General features: G+C 64.2%; 18 protein-coding genes. 5 read left to right on the plus strand and 13 right to left on the minus strand.

What is annotated here, in order from left to right:
- Positions 1 to 35 precede the first annotated feature (35 nt).
- The 4 genes from AAA969_RS12890 to AAA969_RS12905 form a co-directional block, all read right to left on the minus strand.
- Entirely contained in the window at positions 36 to 1,742 is a 1,707-nt protein-coding gene (locus tag AAA969_RS12890; protein ID WP_338246457.1) for a bifunctional protein tyrosine phosphatase family protein/NAD(P)/FAD-dependent oxidoreductase, read from the minus strand.
- Between the two features lie 41 nt (positions 1,743 to 1,783).
- Positions 1,784 to 2,650 carry an MBL fold metallo-hydrolase gene (locus AAA969_RS12895; protein ID WP_338246458.1) on the minus strand — a complete coding sequence of 289 codons (867 nt, stop codon included), beginning with the start codon at positions 2,648 to 2,650 and terminating at the stop codon, positions 1,784 to 1,786.
- 113 nt (positions 2,651 to 2,763) lie between these two features.
- On the minus strand, positions 2,764 to 3,156 hold the full coding sequence (locus AAA969_RS12900) for an ArsR/SmtB family transcription factor (protein WP_338246459.1): 393 nt from the start codon (positions 3,154 to 3,156) through the stop codon (positions 2,764 to 2,766).
- Positions 3,146 to 3,811, minus strand: coding sequence for a peroxiredoxin (locus AAA969_RS12905; RefSeq protein ID WP_338246460.1), 666 nt, complete (start codon positions 3,809 to 3,811; stop codon positions 3,146 to 3,148). Before AAA969_RS12905 ends, AAA969_RS12900 begins: the two co-directional genes overlap by 11 nt.
- Before the next feature lie 292 nt (positions 3,812 to 4,103).
- Between AAA969_RS12905 and AAA969_RS12910 the strand changes: the two genes are divergently transcribed.
- Both AAA969_RS12910 and AAA969_RS12915 read left to right on the plus strand, forming a co-directional pair.
- Positions 4,104 to 4,376 carry a type II toxin-antitoxin system CcdA family antitoxin gene (locus AAA969_RS12910; RefSeq protein ID WP_338246461.1) on the plus strand — a complete coding sequence of 91 codons (273 nt, stop codon included), beginning with the start codon at positions 4,104 to 4,106 and terminating at the stop codon, positions 4,374 to 4,376.
- Positions 4,377 to 4,685: a CcdB family protein gene (locus AAA969_RS12915; RefSeq protein WP_338246462.1), complete on the plus strand. Its 309-nt coding sequence runs from the start codon at positions 4,377 to 4,379 to the stop codon at positions 4,683 to 4,685.
- A 215-nt stretch (positions 4,686 to 4,900) separates the two neighbouring features.
- Here AAA969_RS12915 and AAA969_RS12920 read toward each other — a convergent pair whose 3' ends face one another.
- Both AAA969_RS12920 and AAA969_RS12925 read right to left on the minus strand, forming a co-directional pair.
- On the minus strand, positions 4,901 to 5,911 hold the full coding sequence (locus AAA969_RS12920) for a peptidoglycan -binding protein (RefSeq protein WP_338246463.1): 1,011 nt from the start codon (positions 5,909 to 5,911) through the stop codon (positions 4,901 to 4,903).
- Between the two features lie 3 nt (positions 5,912 to 5,914).
- Complete coding sequence (locus AAA969_RS12925) at positions 5,915 to 6,907, minus strand: hypothetical protein (protein WP_338246464.1); 993 nt, start codon at positions 6,905 to 6,907, stop codon at positions 5,915 to 5,917.
- Positions 6,908 to 7,163: 256 nt separating this feature from the next.
- Between AAA969_RS12925 and AAA969_RS12930 the strand changes: the two genes are divergently transcribed.
- Complete coding sequence (locus tag AAA969_RS12930) at positions 7,164 to 7,748, plus strand: FMN-dependent NADH-azoreductase (protein WP_338246465.1); 585 nt, start codon at positions 7,164 to 7,166, stop codon at positions 7,746 to 7,748.
- A 107-nt stretch (positions 7,749 to 7,855) separates the two neighbouring features.
- On the opposite strand, the gene AAA969_RS12935 is transcribed toward AAA969_RS12930, so the two are convergent.
- From AAA969_RS12935 to thiE, 4 genes are all read right to left on the minus strand, one after another.
- Positions 7,856 to 8,653 carry an inositol monophosphatase family protein gene (locus AAA969_RS12935; RefSeq protein WP_338246466.1) on the minus strand — a complete coding sequence of 266 codons (798 nt, stop codon included), beginning with the start codon at positions 8,651 to 8,653 and terminating at the stop codon, positions 7,856 to 7,858.
- Positions 8,654 to 8,657: 4 nt separating this feature from the next.
- Positions 8,658 to 9,224: an elongation factor P gene (gene efp / locus AAA969_RS12940; protein ID WP_338246467.1), complete on the minus strand. Its 567-nt coding sequence runs from the start codon at positions 9,222 to 9,224 to the stop codon at positions 8,658 to 8,660.
- Between the two features lie 116 nt (positions 9,225 to 9,340).
- The gene (locus tag AAA969_RS12945; RefSeq protein WP_338246468.1) at positions 9,341 to 10,525 is read right to left on the minus strand and encodes a tetratricopeptide repeat protein; all 1,185 of its coding nucleotides are present in this window, start codon (positions 10,523 to 10,525) and stop codon (positions 9,341 to 9,343) included.
- 84 nt (positions 10,526 to 10,609) lie between these two features.
- Complete coding sequence (gene thiE, locus AAA969_RS12950; RefSeq protein ID WP_338246469.1) at positions 10,610 to 11,227, minus strand: thiamine phosphate synthase; 618 nt, start codon at positions 11,225 to 11,227, stop codon at positions 10,610 to 10,612.
- Between the two features lie 150 nt (positions 11,228 to 11,377).
- Here thiE and AAA969_RS12955 point away from each other — a divergent pair, with 150 nt between their 5' ends.
- The gene (locus tag AAA969_RS12955; protein WP_338246470.1) at positions 11,378 to 11,842 is read left to right on the plus strand and encodes a peptidase S1; all 465 of its coding nucleotides are present in this window, start codon (positions 11,378 to 11,380) and stop codon (positions 11,840 to 11,842) included.
- An 87-nt stretch (positions 11,843 to 11,929) separates the two neighbouring features.
- Here the strand turns inward: AAA969_RS12955 and AAA969_RS12960 are convergent, their stop codons facing one another.
- From AAA969_RS12960 to gap, 3 genes are all read right to left on the minus strand, one after another.
- A complete protein-coding gene (locus AAA969_RS12960; protein ID WP_338246471.1) occupies positions 11,930 to 12,967 on the minus strand; it encodes a class I fructose-bisphosphate aldolase in 1,038 nt (345 codons plus the stop codon).
- Between the two features lie 176 nt (positions 12,968 to 13,143).
- Positions 13,144 to 14,355, minus strand: a complete 1,212-nt coding sequence (locus AAA969_RS12965) for a phosphoglycerate kinase (protein WP_338246472.1) — start codon at positions 14,353 to 14,355, stop codon at positions 13,144 to 13,146.
- 25 nt (positions 14,356 to 14,380) lie between these two features.
- Positions 14,381 to 15,391 carry a type I glyceraldehyde-3-phosphate dehydrogenase gene (gap, locus tag AAA969_RS12970; RefSeq protein ID WP_338246473.1) on the minus strand — a complete coding sequence of 337 codons (1,011 nt, stop codon included), beginning with the start codon at positions 15,389 to 15,391 and terminating at the stop codon, positions 14,381 to 14,383.
- A gap of 385 nt (positions 15,392 to 15,776) precedes the next feature.
- On the opposite strand from gap, the gene AAA969_RS12975 reads away from it, so the two are divergent.
- On the plus strand, positions 15,777 to 16,985 hold the full coding sequence (locus AAA969_RS12975; protein ID WP_338246474.1) for an NAD-dependent epimerase/dehydratase family protein: 1,209 nt from the start codon (positions 15,777 to 15,779) through the stop codon (positions 16,983 to 16,985).
- Positions 16,986 to 17,040: the final 55 nt, after the last annotated feature.

The raw sequence follows: 17,040 nt of genomic DNA on the forward strand, positions 1-17,040 counted from the left end.
TCAGCGAGACCACGGACCGGTTGTTCCGGGCATCCTCAGACCGTTTCCGCCTGGCGTGTCGCGTCGGCCGTCGGCAGAATATCCGGGCCCGCCAGGGTCTCATCGCCCTTCAGCATCAGGTCGAAATAGATCCACGGCAGCATCTTTTCCTTCAGGAACCAGGCCGCACGGGTCGGCTTGGTTCCGTCCAGCATCCAGTGCGGGAAGGAGGGGTCCAGTTTGCCGCCATAGCTGAATTCCGCCAGCACGATCTTGCCGCGCTCAACGGTCAGCGGACAGGAGCCATAGCCGTTATAGACGGCATTCGGCGTCTGTACGTCGAGCGAACGGATGACATTATGGGCCACGACCGGCGCCTGCTTTCGAACCGCTGCCGCCGTCTTCGCATTGGGCGCGGAGCAGGCATCGCCGAGCCCGAAGATATTGTCATGACGGGTGTGCTGCAGCGTCGCGCTGTCGACATCGACCCAGCCGGCCTCATTCGCGAGCGGGCTGCTGGCGATGAAGTCGGGGGCGCATTGGGGCGGGCAGACATGGAGCATGTCAAAGGCACGGGCCTCCCGGGTCACCACCCCGTCGGGGCCGGTGACATCGAAGAACGCCGTTTGCGCGGGGCCGTCGACCGCCACAAGTGTCTCGCCGAAATTCAGTCCGATCCCGTACTTCTCGACGTATTTCATCAGGGCCGGAACATACTCCGCAACACCGAACAGGACGCCGCCGCTATTGTGGAACTCGATATCGATATCGCCCAGGACGCCGCGTCGCCGCCAGGCGTCACAGGCCAGATACATGGCCTTCTGCGGCGCTCCGGCGCACTTGATCGGCATCGGTGGCTGGGTGAAGAGCGCGCGCCCCGACTTCAGCGACTGCACCAGCTCCCACGTGTAGGGGGCCATGTCGAACAGATAGTTCGAGGTGACGCCATTCTTGCCGAGCGTCTCTCTCAGACCCTCGACACCATCCCAATTGAGCTTCAGCCCCGGGGCCACGACGAGGATTGTGTAGCCGACACGCTCGCCGTCTTCCAAAACCACCTGGTTGTGGTCGGGATCAAATCCGGCGCAGGCCGCGCGGATCCATTTGACGCCGTCCGGGATGAGCTTGCCCATCTGCCGCCAAGTCTGTTCGCGCTTGAAGACACCGCCGCCCACCAGCGTCCAGCCGGGCTGGTAATAGTGTTCCGCGCGCGGCTCGATGATCGCGATGCTGACACTGCCTCGCCGCTTGAGAATGCTGGCGGCCGTTGCAATACCGGCCGCACCGCCGCCGATCACGACAACATCATAGCCGGCGGCAGGGGCAGCAACATTTCCGGCAAGCTTGTCGCCGGCCTCCAGTCTCGGACGTAGCCCGGACAGGTCATAGCCCGCCTTTTCGGCGGTATCGAGAATGGCTTCGGTGGAGAGGTGTCCGGCCTGGCTGAGCGCCCACAGCGTCGCGGATCGGGTTCCGGTCCGGCAGAAGGCGAGTGCAGGCGTCGGCAGCTCGCGCATGGCGGCGCTGAATGCCGTGACATCGGCATCCTTGAGATCACCGGCAATCACCGGAACATAGCGCAATTTGAGCCCGTGCTGCCCGGCCGCGTCTTCGATCGCCTCACGCGAGGGCTGGTCGACGCTTTCGCCGTCGGGCCGGTTCAGGATCAGCGATTTGAAGCCCTGGGCCGCGGCGGTGGCAACGTCTTCAGGCTGCAATTGCGGCGAAACCGACAGGTCTGGCGCGATGGTCCGGATTTCCATGGTAATCCTCCCGTGGATCTTGGTGTCGATCGTTGATGCGTCTAGAGCGCGTTGATCGGCACTTTCATGTAGCGAACACCATTGTCCTCGGCGGGCGGCATCTCACCGGCGCGCATGTTGACCTGGACCGACGGCAGGATGAGGTGCGGCATGGCGAGCGTCTTGTCGCGCGCCGTCCGCATGGCAATGAATTCGTCCCGGCTGATCCCGGTCTTGACGTGAATATTGGCGCGCTTTTCTGCACCAACCGTGGTTTCCCACTCATAGGTGTCGCGGCCTGGCGCCTTGTAGTCGTGGCACAGGAACATGCGGGTCTCGTCGGGAAGCGCGAACAGCGTCTGGATCGAGTCGTAGAGCGTTCCCGCATCCCCGCCGGGGAAGTCGCACCGTGCGGTTCCGTAATCCGGCATGAAGATCGTATCACCGACAAACAGGGCGTCACCGATCAGATGGGACATGCAGGCGGGCGTGTGCCCCGGCGTATGGATGGCGCGCGCTTCGAGCCGGCCAACCGTGTAGGCCTCGCCATCCTTGAACAGGTGGTCGAACTGGCTGCCATCGGTGTGGAAGCTCTGACCCTCATTGAAAATCTCGCCAAACACACGCTGGACGGTGGCGACATGCTCGCCGATCGCGGTCTTGCCACCCAGCTTTTCTCGGACATAGGGCGCGGCCGTGAGGTGGTCGGCGTGGACGTGAGTATCGATGATCCACTCGACCGTCAGGCCCTGGGCCTTCACAAATGCGATCAGACGGTCGGCCGACACGGTGGCGGTCCGCCCGGACGCGGCGTCATAGTCCAGCAGCGAGTCGACGACGGCGCAGGCCTTGGTTTCCGGGTCGGCGACCACATAGCTGATCGTGTTGGTAGGCTCATCGAAGAAGGCCGTGACGATAGGATTGGTCATGTTCAGTCTCCTTGGCTGACTGGGGGCGTTGCGTGAGGGCCGTGAGGCGTGGAACGGGCGGGGGTTTGAGCTATGACGCCAAGACTTTATGACATCGGACAGGTCTTTGCGGATCAGGAGCGGGTACGGGAGAAGACCCCGTAGCCACCCGGCAGGTTGGGACGAAATTGCGGCGTTTCGGCCGAGACCGCCGCGAGCGGGACCTTGCCGAGCATCACGCCACAAATGGCATCAATCATGGCCCGCGCGCGCGGGGCGTCGGCGAGGCGATAGAAGATCACCTTGGATTCGCGGCGGGTCTCGACGACCCCTTCATCGCGAAGCTTGGCCAGTTCGCGCGACAGGCGGGGTTGACGGAACCCCAGCTGGGCCTCGATCTCGCCGACAGACATCTCGCAGGCGCGCAGCTGACAGCAGATCGTCAGACGGACCGGATGGGCGAGCGCCTTGAGCAACGAGGTCGCCTCATCGGCGAGGGGCTTGAGAGCGGTTGTGTCAGGCGTCACCGGAGGCCTCCTGGCGCGTATAGTACCAAGCGCCGCCAGCCGCGTCCGACCGGGCATCGGCTTCGGCCTGGTCGAGCGGTGGTGGCAGGACCGCTGGATCTCCGGGCATCCACCCCTCGGGCATCACGACCTGGTTGGCGTCGGATTCCTTCAGCGCACTGAGAACGCGCAGAACCTCCTCGACGGAGCGCCCGACATTCATCGGGTAGTGGATCATCGCCCGGACATACCCGTCCGGATCGATGAAAAAGACAGACCGGACGGCGGCGGTGGAGGCCGAGCCTTCATGGATCATTCCATAGGCCCGGGCGACCGCCATCGAGATGTCCTCGATGATCGGGAAGGTGATCCGGGTCTGGAAGCGGGCTTCGATATCCTTGATCCAGGCGAGGTGGGCGTAAAGGCTGTCGACCGACAGGCCGAGCAGATCTGCGCCGAGGGCGTCGAACCGGTCGGCCGCATTCTGGAAGGCCAGAAACTCGGATGTACACACCGGGGTGAAGTCGGCCGGATGAGAGAAGAAAACCAGCCAGCGCCCGCGATAGTCCGACATCCGGACCAGCCCCCGCGTCGAGCGGGCCTCAAAGTCCGGGGCACGCTCGTCAATACGAGCGGTTTCGTGTCGGACTTCCGATGGGCTGGCCGTGTCGAGCATGAGGCTTTCTCCGTTTCGACCCTCTATATATTACATTTTACGAGAATGTCGAATCAGAATCGTAAATTATAGAATCCAAGCCAAAACCCGATCCGTTGCCCGGCCTTGGCGGCGCGCTTGATTGGCGCGTTCGGACAGGATGACAGCAAGTCGGGGCGGGCGTTGGCGGCCACCCCTTCCATCGGTACTGCGGACTTCTGATCGAGGTCTGGCGTCACGCCACCCCGGCCACCAATCGTGACTTTGGCTCGGCACCGGCATGTGTATATTCATACACACATCGGAGCCTGCCATGACCGACCGCACATATCCTCAAGCCGAGCGACGCAAGCGAACCAACCTCACCGTCCGCGAAGACGTGATGGCCGAAGCCAAGGCGCTCGGTCTCAACGCCTCCCGCGCCGCCGAGGCCGGGATCGAGGCCGCCATCCGAGAGGAGAAGGGGCGTCGCTGGCTGGAAGAGAACCGCGAGGCGATCAAGGCCTATAACGAGAGGCTGGAGCGAGACGGGCCACTGCTCGGCACACCAGCTTGGGCGCTGCCGGACGAGCCGAGCGAGGCCTGAATGGCGCGCTTCGACGTCTACCGACCGACCGGCCGACCGGCGTCCTGGCTGGTCGATGTCCAAGCCGGCCTTCTCAGCGATCTGGAGAGCCGGGTCGGCATCCCGCTGGTGCCGGCCAAGAGCGGGCGGCAGGATGCGATCGACCGGCTGATGCCCGTTCTGACCATTGACGGTCAGGACTTCGTTCTGGTGACCACTGATATCGCCATGGTCCCGACACGCCTGCTGGGAAGCCCCGTCACCAATATCGAGGCCGATCACTGCGACAGCATCACCGCGGCGATGGACTTTCTGTTTCAGGGCTATTGAGTGCGGCGGGACGGAAGGGTAACGCCGAGGGCGGTGCCTACCGCTCCTCGCTTCGCTCGGCCCCATCGACCCGATGCCGCGCATCGGCCCACTTCCCCACGCGTGGGGAAGAAAAGGGAGCGCCAGAACGTCGACACCCGAGCTCGGGCTCGCGCCCGCCCATAAATCATTTGCCGAGAGACCTGTCAGGGCCAGGGTCGCAAGCCGCCGCACCCCTACCGCGACGTCAGCTTCAGCTCGATCCGGCGGTTGCGCTGGTTGGCTTCCGCGCTGCGGCCCTCGACAATCGGATAATGCTCGCCGAAGCCGGCCGCTACGAGGCGGTTGGAGGGGACGCCGAGATCCTCCATCCAGTTGACCACCGAGATCGCGCGGGCCGCCGAAAGGTGCCAGTTGGACAGGTAGGTGGTGCGGATCGGGACGGGGTCGGTGTGACCGTCAATGCGGATCACCCATTCCAGGTCATCGGGGATCTCGTCGGTCAGCTGAATGATCGCGTCGGCGATCGGGCGCAGGCTTTCACGTCCCTCATTGGACAGGGCGGCCGACCCCGACGGGAAGAGCACATCCGTTTCGAACACGAAACGGTCGCCGACAATGCGCACACCGGTACGATTGCCGAGAATAGCGCGCAGGCGGCCAAAGAAGTCGGAGCGGTAGACGGCCAGCTCGGCAGCGCGTTCGGCAAGGGCGGCATTGAGACGTTCGCCCAGATTGATGACCTGGGCCTCGGCCTCCTGGGCCCGCACCTCGGCCGCGTCGAGGGCGGCATTGAGGGTGGCGATCTGGTTGCGCAGCGCCTGGATCTGCTGGTTCAGCAGCATCAGGGCGCGGCGGCTTTCCTCGGACAATTCGCGTTCGGCGGAGAGTTCGTCCTGCAGCGCCTCGGCCTGGGTATTGGCCATGGCGAGGGCGCTGGTCAGGGCATCGCGCTCGGTCTCAAGGCCGGTGATCTCGGTCTCCAGCCCGCTGATACGGATTTCCAGCTCGGTGTTTTCTTCCTGCGTCAGCGCCAGCTCGTCGGCCAGCTGGGCGAGCTGGGCGTTGAGCGCGGCGAGCTGTTCATCGCGTCCGGTCAGCGCCCGTGACAGGGCGAACTGGCCTGCGACAAAGATCGACAGCAGGAAGACAATGACGAGCAGGAGGGTGGCCAGGGCATCGACAAAGCCCGGCCAGTGATCGCCATTATCGGCTTCCTGGAAACGCGCGAAACGCGGCGAGGCCATGGTCTATTCCCCTCCCCGCTCCCGCGATTGCAGGGCCCGGATCAGCACCCGGATCTCGTCGCGCAGGGCGCGCATGGCTTCTTCCTGGCTGGCACGGCTGTCCTCGGCAAAGCGTTGCAGGGTCGTGTCCATCTGCCGCGAATTGCGCTCCAGCGTGTGTGACAACCGGTCCAGCGTCTCGGCGGTCTGCTGCAGCAGGGCGCCGACATAGGCGGTCGAGACCTCGCCATCATCACCGGTCGTCGGACCGGCCGCTGCAAGGCGGGAGATCGAGGACAGCCATTCCTCGATCTCGTTGTAGAAACGGTTCTGGGCGCGGCTGGCCTGGAGGTCGAGAAAGCCGATGACCAGCGAGCCGGCCAGACCGAAGAGCGAGGACGCAAAGGCAGTGCCCATGCCCTGGATGGGGTCCTCGATGGCCGACATCAGGCGCATCACATCGGCTTCGCCACCGGTCGAGCTCTCGGTCACGGCGCGCACGGCCTCGCCGACATCGGAAACGACCGACAGCAGGCCCCAGAAGGTGCCAAGCAGGCCGAGAAAGATCAGCAGACGTCCGAAATAGCGGGTAAAGGCCCCGGCCTCCGACATCCGCGCGCCAACCGAGTCGAGCACGGTGCGAACCGAGCCGGCCGACAGCGAGACGCGGCCATCGGCGGACGAGATCATCGACGCCATGGGGGCAATCAGGGCCGGCGGGCGCGGCAGCGAGGCGCGGTCCTCGGCCGAACGGAAACGGATCAGCCAGCGCGCGGCCGGGCCGATGCCCAGCGCCTGGGCAAAGGTGTAGAGCACGCCGATGACCAGCACGCCGAGGATGAGACCATTGATCGCCGGATTGGCCCGGAAGGCTTCTTCCAGAGGCTCGAGCAGGAAAATCCCCAGCGCCGCGACGCCCGCCGTGAACAGCGCCATCCAGATGATGTAGCGCCACGGCCCGGTAAAGCTGACGCTCGGTGCCTGGGACATATCCTGACCGGAATTGAGAACGGGCATGCTGACCCCTCGTTAAAGCCGCCGTCTTTCCTACCCCCCGGATTGGGACAATTTGGAGGCGAGGTCAAAGGGTCGGTGCGAACTAATCGCGATCACCGCTGATGCGTCGGCGAACAATCACACCGTTATATCCAGAACGGAAACAATAATCCGCCAAATCGCTGGTTTTTCCCGATCCCTTCCATAGCCATTCTACCACCATCGATTTCACGGGCCTTGCCGGCCCGCACCCCGCATCCATGAATGGAGCTTGTTCATGACCTCGCAAACCCCGACCCAAATCCTGCGTATCGATGCCAGCATGCGCCGCCAGGGCTCTGTCAGCCGCGCGCTGGCCGATACGCTGGTCGAGCGCCTGATCGCCAACACGCCGACCGGCTCGGTCACGCATCGCGATCTCGCCGAGCACGCCCCGGCCTTCCTCGATGAAGCCTGGATCGGCGCCACCTTCACCCCGGTCGACGCCCGCACCGATGACCAGAAGGCCACCCTCGCACGCTCCGACGCGCTGGTCGCCGAACTGCAGGCCGCCGACACGCTCGTGATCGCGACACCGATCTACAATTTCGGGGTGCCCGCCGCGCTGAAGGCCTGGATCGACCAGATCGCCCGCGTCGGCGTGACCTTCAAATATACGGAGAGCGGTCCGGTCGGCCTGCTGGACGGCAAACGCGCCATCATCGTTGCCGCTTCGGGCGGGACTCAGGCCGGCAGCGCGATCGACTTCGCCACGCCCTATCTCAGGCACGTGCTCGGCTTCATCGGCATCCATGATGTCGAGATCATCGCGGCCGACCAGCTCGGTCAGGGCGCCGAACGCATCGAGGCCCTGGCGGCCTAGGCGAGGCCAGGACAGCACGTTCGCTGTGTTGTGGAGTTTGAGCGACGCCCGGCTTTGACAGTCGGGCGTCGTCTTGTATCCGGCGCGTCCGCGAAACGCCTGACGACCTAGACCGCGGCCTTCTTCAGGCGGGCGAGGACTTCGGCCAGCATCGGCTCGTTGCCGGCGGCGATATTGCCGGTCTCGAGGATATTGTCGCCGCTATCGGCCTCGGAGACGAAACCGCCGGCTTCCTTGACCAGGATGATTCCGGCCGCGATGTCCCAGGACTTCAGGCCGCGTTCCCAGAACCCGTCATAGCGGCCCGCCGCGACCCAGGCGAGATCGAGCGCGGCCGAGCCCATGCGGCGGATGCCGGCGCAATGCGGCATGATCTGGTGCAGTTCCTTGAGGAAGCGCGCCTGACCCGGGCGGCCAATATAGGGCGTACCGGTGGCGATGACGGCTTCATCGAAATGCTTGCGTTCCGCGACCCGGAGGCGGCGGTCGGCGAGCCAGGCGCCGCGGCCCTTTTCGGCGTGAAACATTTCGTCGGTGGCCGGATTGTAGATCACACCGGCAACGATCTCGCCTTCGCGCTCGAGCGCGATCGAGACCGAGAAGTGCGGCATGCCGTGCAGGAAGTTGAGCGTCCCGTCGAGCGGGTCGACGATCCAGCGATGCGACTTGTCGCTGCCCTCGACGATGCCGCGCTCCTCCATCAGGAAGCCGTAGCCCGGACGGGCCTGGCTCAGACGGTCATAGATGATGTCCTCGGACTTGTGGTCGGCGACCGAGACGAAATCGGCCGGCCCCTTGCGCGAGACCTGCAGGTGCTCGATGTCGCGAAAATCGCGATTGAGCGAGCGCCCGGCGCGCGCGGCAACATCGGTCATGACCGTGAGGAGCGGAGACAGCGTACCCATCAGATCAGTCCGCCCGCTTCACATAGCTGCCGTCTTCAGTGGCGACGATGATCTTCTCGCCAACGCCGACGAAGGGCGGCACCGAAGAGCGCACGCCATTGGACAGGATGGCCGGCTTGTAGGAATTGGCCGCGGTCTGCCCCTTCACCACCGGCTCGGTATCGGCCACTTCCAGGGTCACGTGCTGCGGCAGGGAAATGCCGATCGGACGGTCCTCGTGGAATTCGACAACGACATTCATGCCATCGGTCAGATAAGAGGCGCGCTCGGTACCGACGAAGTCGGCCTGCAGCTCGATCTGCTCATAGGTTTCCGCATCCATGAAGGTCAGGGCTTCGTCGCTGGCGAACAGGAAGGTGTGATCCTTCTGCTCCAGACGCACTTTCTCGACCTTGTCGGCGGCGCGGAAGCGTTCGTTCAGCTTGCGGCCATCGAGCAGGTTCTTCAGCTCGACCTGCGCAAAAGCACCGCCCTTGCCCGGCTTGACGTGATCCGTCTTGACCGCAACCCAGAGCGTGTCCTGGTGCATCAGCACATTGCCGGGGCGGATTTCGTTGCCGTTGATTTTCATTGGTCACCTGTTACCGCTCGCGAGCGGATCATCTGTCGCGTCAGCGCGCACGCGCCGCAAAGTGGCGCTCTCCTATCAGTGAGCACCGTGAACGGCAAGCGGTACGGCCCGTTTCGTCAGCGCGCGGCCTCGACCTCCGCCCGGATGCGTTGGCGAATATCGGCGGGCAGCACACCTTCCAGACCGGCCTCGAGGCGGTCGCGGTCACGATCATGTACCGGCGCCCCGAGCGGATCGACCGCGGCCTCGAGCGCCCAGCGGTAGGCCGCCTCGAAATCCTGCGGCACGCCTTCGCCGCGCGCGAGGGCAAACGCGTACAGGAACTGGCTCTCGACATCACCGCCACTGGCGCCGCGCGAGAACCAGTAGGCCGCCATGTCCGGATCGGCCTCGCCGCCGCGCCCCTGATACATCATCAGGCCATACTGGCCCTGGGCCGGCGCGTAATTGCTTTCCGCGGCAACACGGAGCCATTCGCGCCCGGTGGCGTCATCCTGCTCACCGCCCTCGCCATCGGCCCACATCATGCCGGCCTGGAACGCCGCTTCGGCATGGCGGTCATTGGCGGCGCGCTCATACCAGACCCGGGCGCCGGCGGCATCGCGCTCCCCGCCCTGGCCCTGATCGAGCATCTGGGCCAGCTGGTACATGCCTTCTGCCGAACCCTGCTGGGCCGCGCGACCGGCCCATTCCCGCGCCGCGATGGCGTCTTGCGGCACCGGGGAGTTTCGCAGCGTCACCGCATGCTCAACCATGGCCGGGATATGACCGGCCCGGGCTGCCCGCTCGAACCAGGGCTCGGGCTGACCGAGCTCGAGGGCCGGATCGCCGCGCCGCGCCAGCAAGCCAAGATTATACAGCGCGACAGGGTCATCGCGGTCGGCAGCGCGACTGAACCAGCGCGCTGCGGTCACAAGGTCGACCGGACCACCCTCGCCATTGCGCGCCATCAGCCCGGACAGCAGCGCCGCATCCACCACACCACCTGCCGCGGCGGTCTCGGCATAGTTTCGGGCCAGGAAGAAATCCTCGCCGACATAGGCGATCTGGGCGCGATACCAGGCCGCCTCAGCGGCGCTCAGGCCGGTCGGCACCTCGGCAGTCTGGGCCGCAAGCCCTTCGCTGGCCGCGCTTTGCACCTCCTGCGGCAACAGGATGAGGTCCCGCGGAAAGGTCGGGGCATCGGTCTCGGGAGCCTCCTGACCGGCAAAAGCCGGCGTCGCGAGCGCAACGAGGGCGGTCAGGCCCAGAATGACCAGACCGGAGGCGGTACGGAAGAGCGGGGTGGGGCGAATTGTCATGCCCCTTCTAGAACGCGCCGAATGCGGCCTGGTCAAGGCCGGTTTGCCCAAGCTGGGTGAAATGTAATCCGGCCCGCGCGCCGGTCAGGCGTCAGCGAGGCGTGCCGAAAAAGCCTTCACGGCGGCAGCCGGACCTTCGGGATATTGCCAGACCCCGCCCGACACAGCGAGGAAATCAGCACCGGCCTCGATCAGCGGCGCGGCATTGTCCGGCGTGATGCCACCAATGGCCACACAGGGCAGCTCGAAGAGCTCGGCCCACCAGGTCAGCAGGTCCGGCGTGGCGACATGGTCGGTCTGTTTGGTCGCGGTCGGGAAGAAGGCGCCAAAAGCGACATAGTCGGCGCCGGCCTCACCCGCGACCATGGCGAGATGGCGACTGTCATGGCAGGTCACACCGACCGTGCGTTCCTTGCCCATGATGGCCCGGGCGTCCTTCACCCGACCGTCGGACTGGCCGATGTGGACGCCGTCGCACCCCAAGCGGTCCGCGAGCTCGGCGCTGTCATTGAGGATCGCCGCGACACCCCGCGACTGGGCCGCCCGGATCAGCGCCGGGGCGAGCTGACGGATCTCGTCGACGCTGTGGGACTTGAGCCGGATCTGCAAGGCGGACACCGGACCCGCGTCGAGCGCGGTTTCCAGCGTGGTGACGAAATTCGCGTCGATGCGCGGTGGCGTGATCAGGTAAAGCTCGCTCATGGGCCGTCTTTTGGCAGGTGTGGCGCGCCTGCACAATGGATGAACAGCAACCGACGGATCCGTTCATCTTCCTTTCATGCAGTTTAGACAAAGGTGCCACGCAACACGGGTAGGCTCGTCGTCTACGTGTCGTTTAAAGGGGAATTCCATATGTCTTTCAAAACCATTCTCGCAGCCGGCATCGCCGTCGCTTCCTTCGCCGGTCTCGCCGCCGCCCAGGACTGGTCCGCCAACCCGACCTTCGGTTCGGTCTCGCTCAGCGCTGGTTTCGCGCCGGATCCCTACACCGTCGCCATCACCGCCGGCGGTACGATCGAAGCCTCGAACATCTCCCCGTCCTGCCGCGGCATGATTGCCAACGCACCGGATTTCCGCCTGCAATACAATGCCGGCTCGCTGCCGCTCTACATCAGCGCCTATTCCAGTGCCGACACCACGCTGGTGATCAACGGCCCGGACGGCTCCTGGTATTGCAATGACGACACCAACGGCCTGAACCCGTCGCTCGCCTGGGGCTCGCCGATGTCCGGCCAGTACGACATCTGGATCGGCACCTACGGTTCCAACAGCGACCTGGCCTCGTCCACGCTGCGCATTTCCGAGCTCGGCGACTAATCACGCCAGCGGGATACCCGGAATGAGAAAACCCCCGGCCAGACGGCCGGGGGTTTTTTGGTACGTCCGATACAAAAAGTGGAAGGCCTACGCCGTCTCTTTTTCCATCGCCGGCTTGTACTCGCCCAGCGAGGCCAGACCGTTCATCCGGGCGCGGTGGTTGAAGGCGGCTTGGGCGGCGGCATAGTTCTCGGACTTGCCGGCCCAGGCTTTCAGCGGGGCGGCCTGCAGGGCGCGACCATAGGAGAAGGTCATCGGCCAGGGCAGGTCATAGGCCTCGTTCATGATGGCGAGGTGCTCGGTGGCTTCCTCGTCGCTCTGGCCGCCCGACAGGAAGGCAATGCCCGGAACCGCGGCCGGCACGCAATTGGCCAGGCACTGGACCGTCATGTCGGCGACTTCCTCGGCCGAGGCGCGATCGCCATTGGTGGTGCCGGAGATGACCATGTTCGGCTTCAGGATCGTGCCTTCCAGCACGACGCCGTGATCGAACAGTTCGCGGTACAGCGTCTTGAGGGCGAATTCGGTGACTTCGTAGCAACGCTCGATCGAGTGATCGCCATCCATGATGACTTCCGGCTCGACGATCGGAACGATATTGGCTTCCTGGCACAGCGCCGCATAACGGGCCAGGGCGTGCATGTTGGTGTTGATGCAATACTGGCTGGGGACGCTCTCATCGCCGTCCTGGCCGATATTGATAACCGCGCGCCACTTCGCGAAGCGGGCGCCGAGCTCGTAGTATTCGGCCAGGCGCTCGCGCAGGCCATCGAGACCTTCGGTGATCGTCTCACCCTCGGCACCGGCCAGCGCCTTGGCGCCCATATCGACCTTGATGCCCGGGATCGAGCCGGCATCGGTGATCAGCTTGGCCAGCGGGGTGCCGTCCTTGGCGCTCTGGCGCAGGGTCTCGTCGTAAAGGATGACGCCGGAGATGTGCTCGCTCATCGCCGGTTCGGTGCGGAACAGCATTTCGCGCCAGTCGCGGCGATTATCGGCGGTGTTCTCCAGACCGATCGAGGCAAAGCGCTTGCCGATCGTGCCGGTCGACTCATCGGCGGCCAGAATACCCTTGCCCGGTGCCACCAGGGCGCAGGCGATTTCGTTGAGTTGATCGAGATCCATCAGGATACCCCCAGCTGTTCAAGCATGATGAGACAGACACCCGCCTGCCCGTTCCGACTGCCGCCCTTTTAGCCCGGAGCGGCGTGAATTCCCACTGGTCCGGCGCGGATTTTCGCGCCTCGCCAAGTAATTTATGTTACCGATACCATTACCTGTGTGGCAAGTCATCCAGCCGCTCAGGCCACCAGCTCAACCTCTCCCGAGACGGCGGCGACGCCCGGCAGGGTCTTGCCTTCCATCCATTCGAGGAAGGCCCCGCCGGCGGTCGAGATGAAAGTGAAATCACCCGCGACACCGGCCTGGTTGAGCGCGGCGACCGTATCACCTCCACCGGCCACGGCGATCAACTCGCCCTCGGCCGAGGCACGGGCGGCGTGCCGGGCGGTTTCCACCGTCGCGGTATCGAAAGGCGGCGTCTCGAACGCCCCGAGCGGACCATTCCAGATCAGCGTCGCAGCCTTGTCGATCGCCTGCCCGAGCGCCACGACCGTAGCCGGTCCGCAATCGAGGATCATTTCGTCCTCGCCGACCTCACTGGTCGCTGCGAGGCGGGTTTCCGGGTTCGGCTTAAACTCCTTGGCCAGGACGACATCGCTCGGCAGCATGATCTTGCAGCCGCTCTGTTCCGCCACCGCAAGGATGGCGCGCGCCGTATCGACGAGATCGCGCTCGCACAGGCTGACGCCGACCTTGATGCCCTGCGCATAGAGCAGGGTGTTGGCCATGCCGCCGCCGACGAAAAGCGTGTCGACCTTCTTCACCAGGTTTTGCAGGAGCTCGATCTTGGTCGAGACCTTGGCACCGCCCACCAGGGCGATGACCGGACGCTTCGGGCTTTCCAGCGCCGCCACCAGATGATCCATCTCGCGCTGCAGGGCGAGACCGGCATAGGACGGCAGGTGATGGGTTACGCCCTCGGTCGAGCCATGCGCCCGGTGCGCCGCCGAGAAGGCGTCGTTGACGTAGAGATCACCGAGCTCGGCCAGGGCCGCCGCGAACGCCGGATCATTCTTTTCCTCGCCGGCGTCAAACCGGGTGTTCTCCATCAGCAGGACTTCGCCGGCCGCCAGATCCATCGTCGCCGACACCGCATCGGGTCCGGTCACGACGGTCGAGAAATAGACGGCTTCACCGAGCAGGTCGGCGAGCGGCTGACAGACCGGCTCGAGCGACATCTCGGGCACCACAGCGCCCTTGGGACGACCGAAATGAGCCAGGAGAACGACTTTCGCGCCCTTTTCGGTGAGGTATTCAATGGTCGGGATGGCGGCCTCCAGACGCGTCGCGTCGCTGACCTGCCCGTCCTTCATCGGCACGTTGAAATCGACACGGACAAGCACGCGCTTGCCGGCAACATCGGCATCCTGGATGCGACGGATCGTGGTCATGGCGAGGCCTTTTCAGCGTCTGCGATTACAGGAATTTGCCCATCGCCACGGTCGTGTCGACCATGCGGCAGGCAAAGCCCCACTCATTGTCATACCAGGTCATGACCCGGGCCAGGCGCTCATCGATGACCTTGATCTTGTCGAGGGCGACGATGGAGGAGCGGCTGTCATGGTTATAGTCGATCGAGACCAGCGGCAGGGTGTCATAGCCCAGCACGCCCTTCATCGGACCATCGGCCGCCGCCTTGATGGCTTCGGCGAGTTCCTCGGCCGTGGTGGCGCGACCCGGGGTGAAGACAAGGTCGATCAGCGACACGTTCGGGGTCGGCACGCGCACGGCGGCGCCGTCGAGCTTGCCGATCAGCTCCGGCAGGACGAGACCGACCGCCTTGGCCGCGCCGGTCGAGGTCGGGACCATCGACATCGCGGCCGCGCGGGCGCGGTGCAGGTCCTTGTGATTGCGGTCCAGAGTCGGCTGGTCGCCGGTATAGGCGTGGATCGTCGTCATGTGACCGCGCTCGATACCGACCGCGTCATTGAGCACCTTGGCCACCGGGGCGAGACCATTGGTGGTGCAGGAGGCGTTGGAGACGATGATGTCCTGGGCCGTCAGCTGGTCGTGATTGACGCCATAGACGATCGTCTTGTCGGCATTCTTGGCCGGGGCCGAGACCAGCACCCGCTTGGCGCCCGCCTCGATATGGGCCATCGACGCCTCTTTCGAGTTGAAGGCGCCGGTGCATTCCATGACCACATCAATGCCCATGTCCCCCCAGGGCAGTTCGGCCGGATTGCGATTCGAGACTTTCCGGATCTTGCCGAAGCCGGCATCGATCCAGTCATCGCCGACCTTGATCTCACCGGGATAGCGACCGTGCACGCTGTCATAGGTCAGCAGGTGGGCATTGGTTTCCGGGGTGGAACTGTCGTTGATCGCGACGATCTCGACTTCATCCCAGCGCTTGTTCTCGAGAACCGCGCGCAGCGCCAGACGGCCAATACGGCCAAAACCGGTAATCGCAACCCGAAGGGCCATGCTCTAATCTCCATGTCAGCACTCCGGACCCGAGGCGTGTCCGAAGGAAGTTGGCGCGGATTTAACGGCCTTTCCGGCCGCAGTCCACCGATGCAGTGCGGCAAATCGGTCGGAGACGGAATTATTTCCAATTCAGGTCAACGCAGACGTTTTACGCACATCCTTCCAACTTCATGCAAACATGTTGCCGAATTTCCCGAAAATCCGCATCAACGATCAATGATAACGTTACCGTTTGCACCACCGGTTCGCGCCACTTCGCCCGAGCGCACCGGTCATGCGCCCCTTTCCGCAACAGCGCCCAGAGCAGGCAGGGCCTTGCCATGCCCCCTTCCCGCTGCGAGAACCAAGCCTCCAGGGAATAGACGTCAAGGGCAGACGTAATATGAAAGTGATCGTACTCGGTGGCGACGGCTTCTGTGGATGGCCGACCGCACTCCATCTTTCCAATCTCGGCCATGACGTCGTCATCGTCGACAATCTCTCGCGCCGCAAGATCGACATCGAACTCGAGGTCGAAAGCCTGACCCCGATCCGTCCGATGTCGGAACGCCTGGCCGCGTGGAAAGAGGTGTCGGGTCGCGACATATCCTTCATCAACATGAATATCGGCAAGGATTACCAGGAGCTGGTCGATCTGATCGAGGCCGAACGGCCAGACACGATCGTGCACTTCGCCGAGCAGCGCGCCGCGCCCTATTCGATGAAGTCGGCGCGCCACAAGCGCTATACGGTCGACAACAATCTCAACGCCACCAATGACGTGCTCGCCGCGATCGTCGAGACGGGTCGCGACATCCACCTCGTCCACCTCGGCACGATGGGCGTCTATGGCTATGGCACGGCCGGGATGAAGATCCCCGAGGGCTATCTCAAGGTGAAGATCCAGACGGATGACGGTCTGAAAGACCAGGAAATCCTCTATCCGGCCAATCCGGGCTCAATCTATCACATGACCAAGACCCAGGATCAGCTCTTCTTCCATTTCTACAACAAGAACGACAAGGTGAAGATCACCGATCTCCACCAGGGCATCGTCTGGGGCACGCAGACCGACGAGACCAAGCGCGATGAGCGCCTGATCAACCGCTTCGACTATGACGGAGATTACGGCACGGTGCTGAACCGCTTCCTGATGCAGGCTGCGGTCAATTATCCGATGACGGTGCATGGCACCGGCGGCCAGACACGTGCCTTCATCCACATCCAGGACACGGTGCGCTGCATCCAGCTGGCGGTCGAGAACCCGCCGCAAACCGGCGACAAGGTCCACATCCTCAACCAGATGACCGAGACGCACCGCGTCCGCGACCTGGCCAAGATGATTGCCGACCTGGCCGGCGCCGAGATGCAACTCGTCCCGAACCCGCGCAACGAGGCGGACGAAAACGACCTCCATGTCGAGAATGACACCTTCCTCAAGCTCGGCCTGAACCCGACCACGCTGGCTGACGGCCTGATGGAAGAGGTCACCGAGATCGCGCGCAAATATGCCGATCGCTGCGACCGCTCGAAAATTCCCTGCATCTCCTATTGGGGCAAGGGCCGCGAAGATGCGGCAGCCGCCAAGCCGGCAGAAAACGCGGCGGAATAGGGATTTCCGACTGACAGACACAAGGGGCGCCTCTCGGGGCGCCCCTTTTTTTGTC

Source organism: Maricaulis maris, from assembly GCF_036322705.1.
GTDB lineage: Bacteria > Pseudomonadota > Alphaproteobacteria > Caulobacterales > Maricaulaceae > Maricaulis > Maricaulis maris_B.

Bases quoted from the DNA above. Each gene is read 5' to 3' on its own strand.
- AAA969_RS12890 (WP_338246457.1), bottom strand. From the start codon at position 1,742: ATGGAAATCCGGACCATCGCGCCAGACCTGTCGGTTTCGCCGCAATTG.
- AAA969_RS12895 (WP_338246458.1), bottom strand. From the start codon at position 2,650: ATGACCAATCCTATCGTCACGGCCTTCTTCGATGAGCCTACCAACACG.
- AAA969_RS12905 (WP_338246460.1), bottom strand. From the start codon at position 3,811: ATGCTCGACACGGCCAGCCCATCGGAAGTCCGACACGAAACCGCTCGT.
- AAA969_RS12910 (WP_338246461.1), top strand. From the start codon at position 4,104: ATGACCGACCGCACATATCCTCAAGCCGAGCGACGCAAGCGAACCAAC.
- AAA969_RS12915 (WP_338246462.1), top strand. From the start codon at position 4,377: ATGGCGCGCTTCGACGTCTACCGACCGACCGGCCGACCGGCGTCCTGG.
- AAA969_RS12920 (WP_338246463.1), bottom strand. From the start codon at position 5,911: ATGGCCTCGCCGCGTTTCGCGCGTTTCCAGGAAGCCGATAATGGCGAT.
- AAA969_RS12925 (WP_338246464.1), bottom strand. From the start codon at position 6,907: ATGCCCGTTCTCAATTCCGGTCAGGATATGTCCCAGGCACCGAGCGTC.
- AAA969_RS12930 (WP_338246465.1), top strand. From the start codon at position 7,164: ATGACCTCGCAAACCCCGACCCAAATCCTGCGTATCGATGCCAGCATG.
- AAA969_RS12935 (WP_338246466.1), bottom strand. From the start codon at position 8,653: ATGGGTACGCTGTCTCCGCTCCTCACGGTCATGACCGATGTTGCCGCG.
- efp (WP_338246467.1), bottom strand. From the start codon at position 9,224: ATGAAAATCAACGGCAACGAAATCCGCCCCGGCAATGTGCTGATGCAC.
- AAA969_RS12945 (WP_338246468.1), bottom strand. From the start codon at position 10,525: ATGACAATTCGCCCCACCCCGCTCTTCCGTACCGCCTCCGGTCTGGTC.
- thiE (WP_338246469.1), bottom strand. From the start codon at position 11,227: ATGAGCGAGCTTTACCTGATCACGCCACCGCGCATCGACGCGAATTTC.
- AAA969_RS12955 (WP_338246470.1), top strand. From the start codon at position 11,378: ATGTCTTTCAAAACCATTCTCGCAGCCGGCATCGCCGTCGCTTCCTTC.
- AAA969_RS12960 (WP_338246471.1), bottom strand. From the start codon at position 12,967: ATGGATCTCGATCAACTCAACGAAATCGCCTGCGCCCTGGTGGCACCG.
- AAA969_RS12965 (WP_338246472.1), bottom strand. From the start codon at position 14,355: ATGACCACGATCCGTCGCATCCAGGATGCCGATGTTGCCGGCAAGCGC.
- gap (WP_338246473.1), bottom strand. From the start codon at position 15,391: ATGGCCCTTCGGGTTGCGATTACCGGTTTTGGCCGTATTGGCCGTCTG.
- AAA969_RS12975 (WP_338246474.1), top strand. From the start codon at position 15,777: ATGAAAGTGATCGTACTCGGTGGCGACGGCTTCTGTGGATGGCCGACC.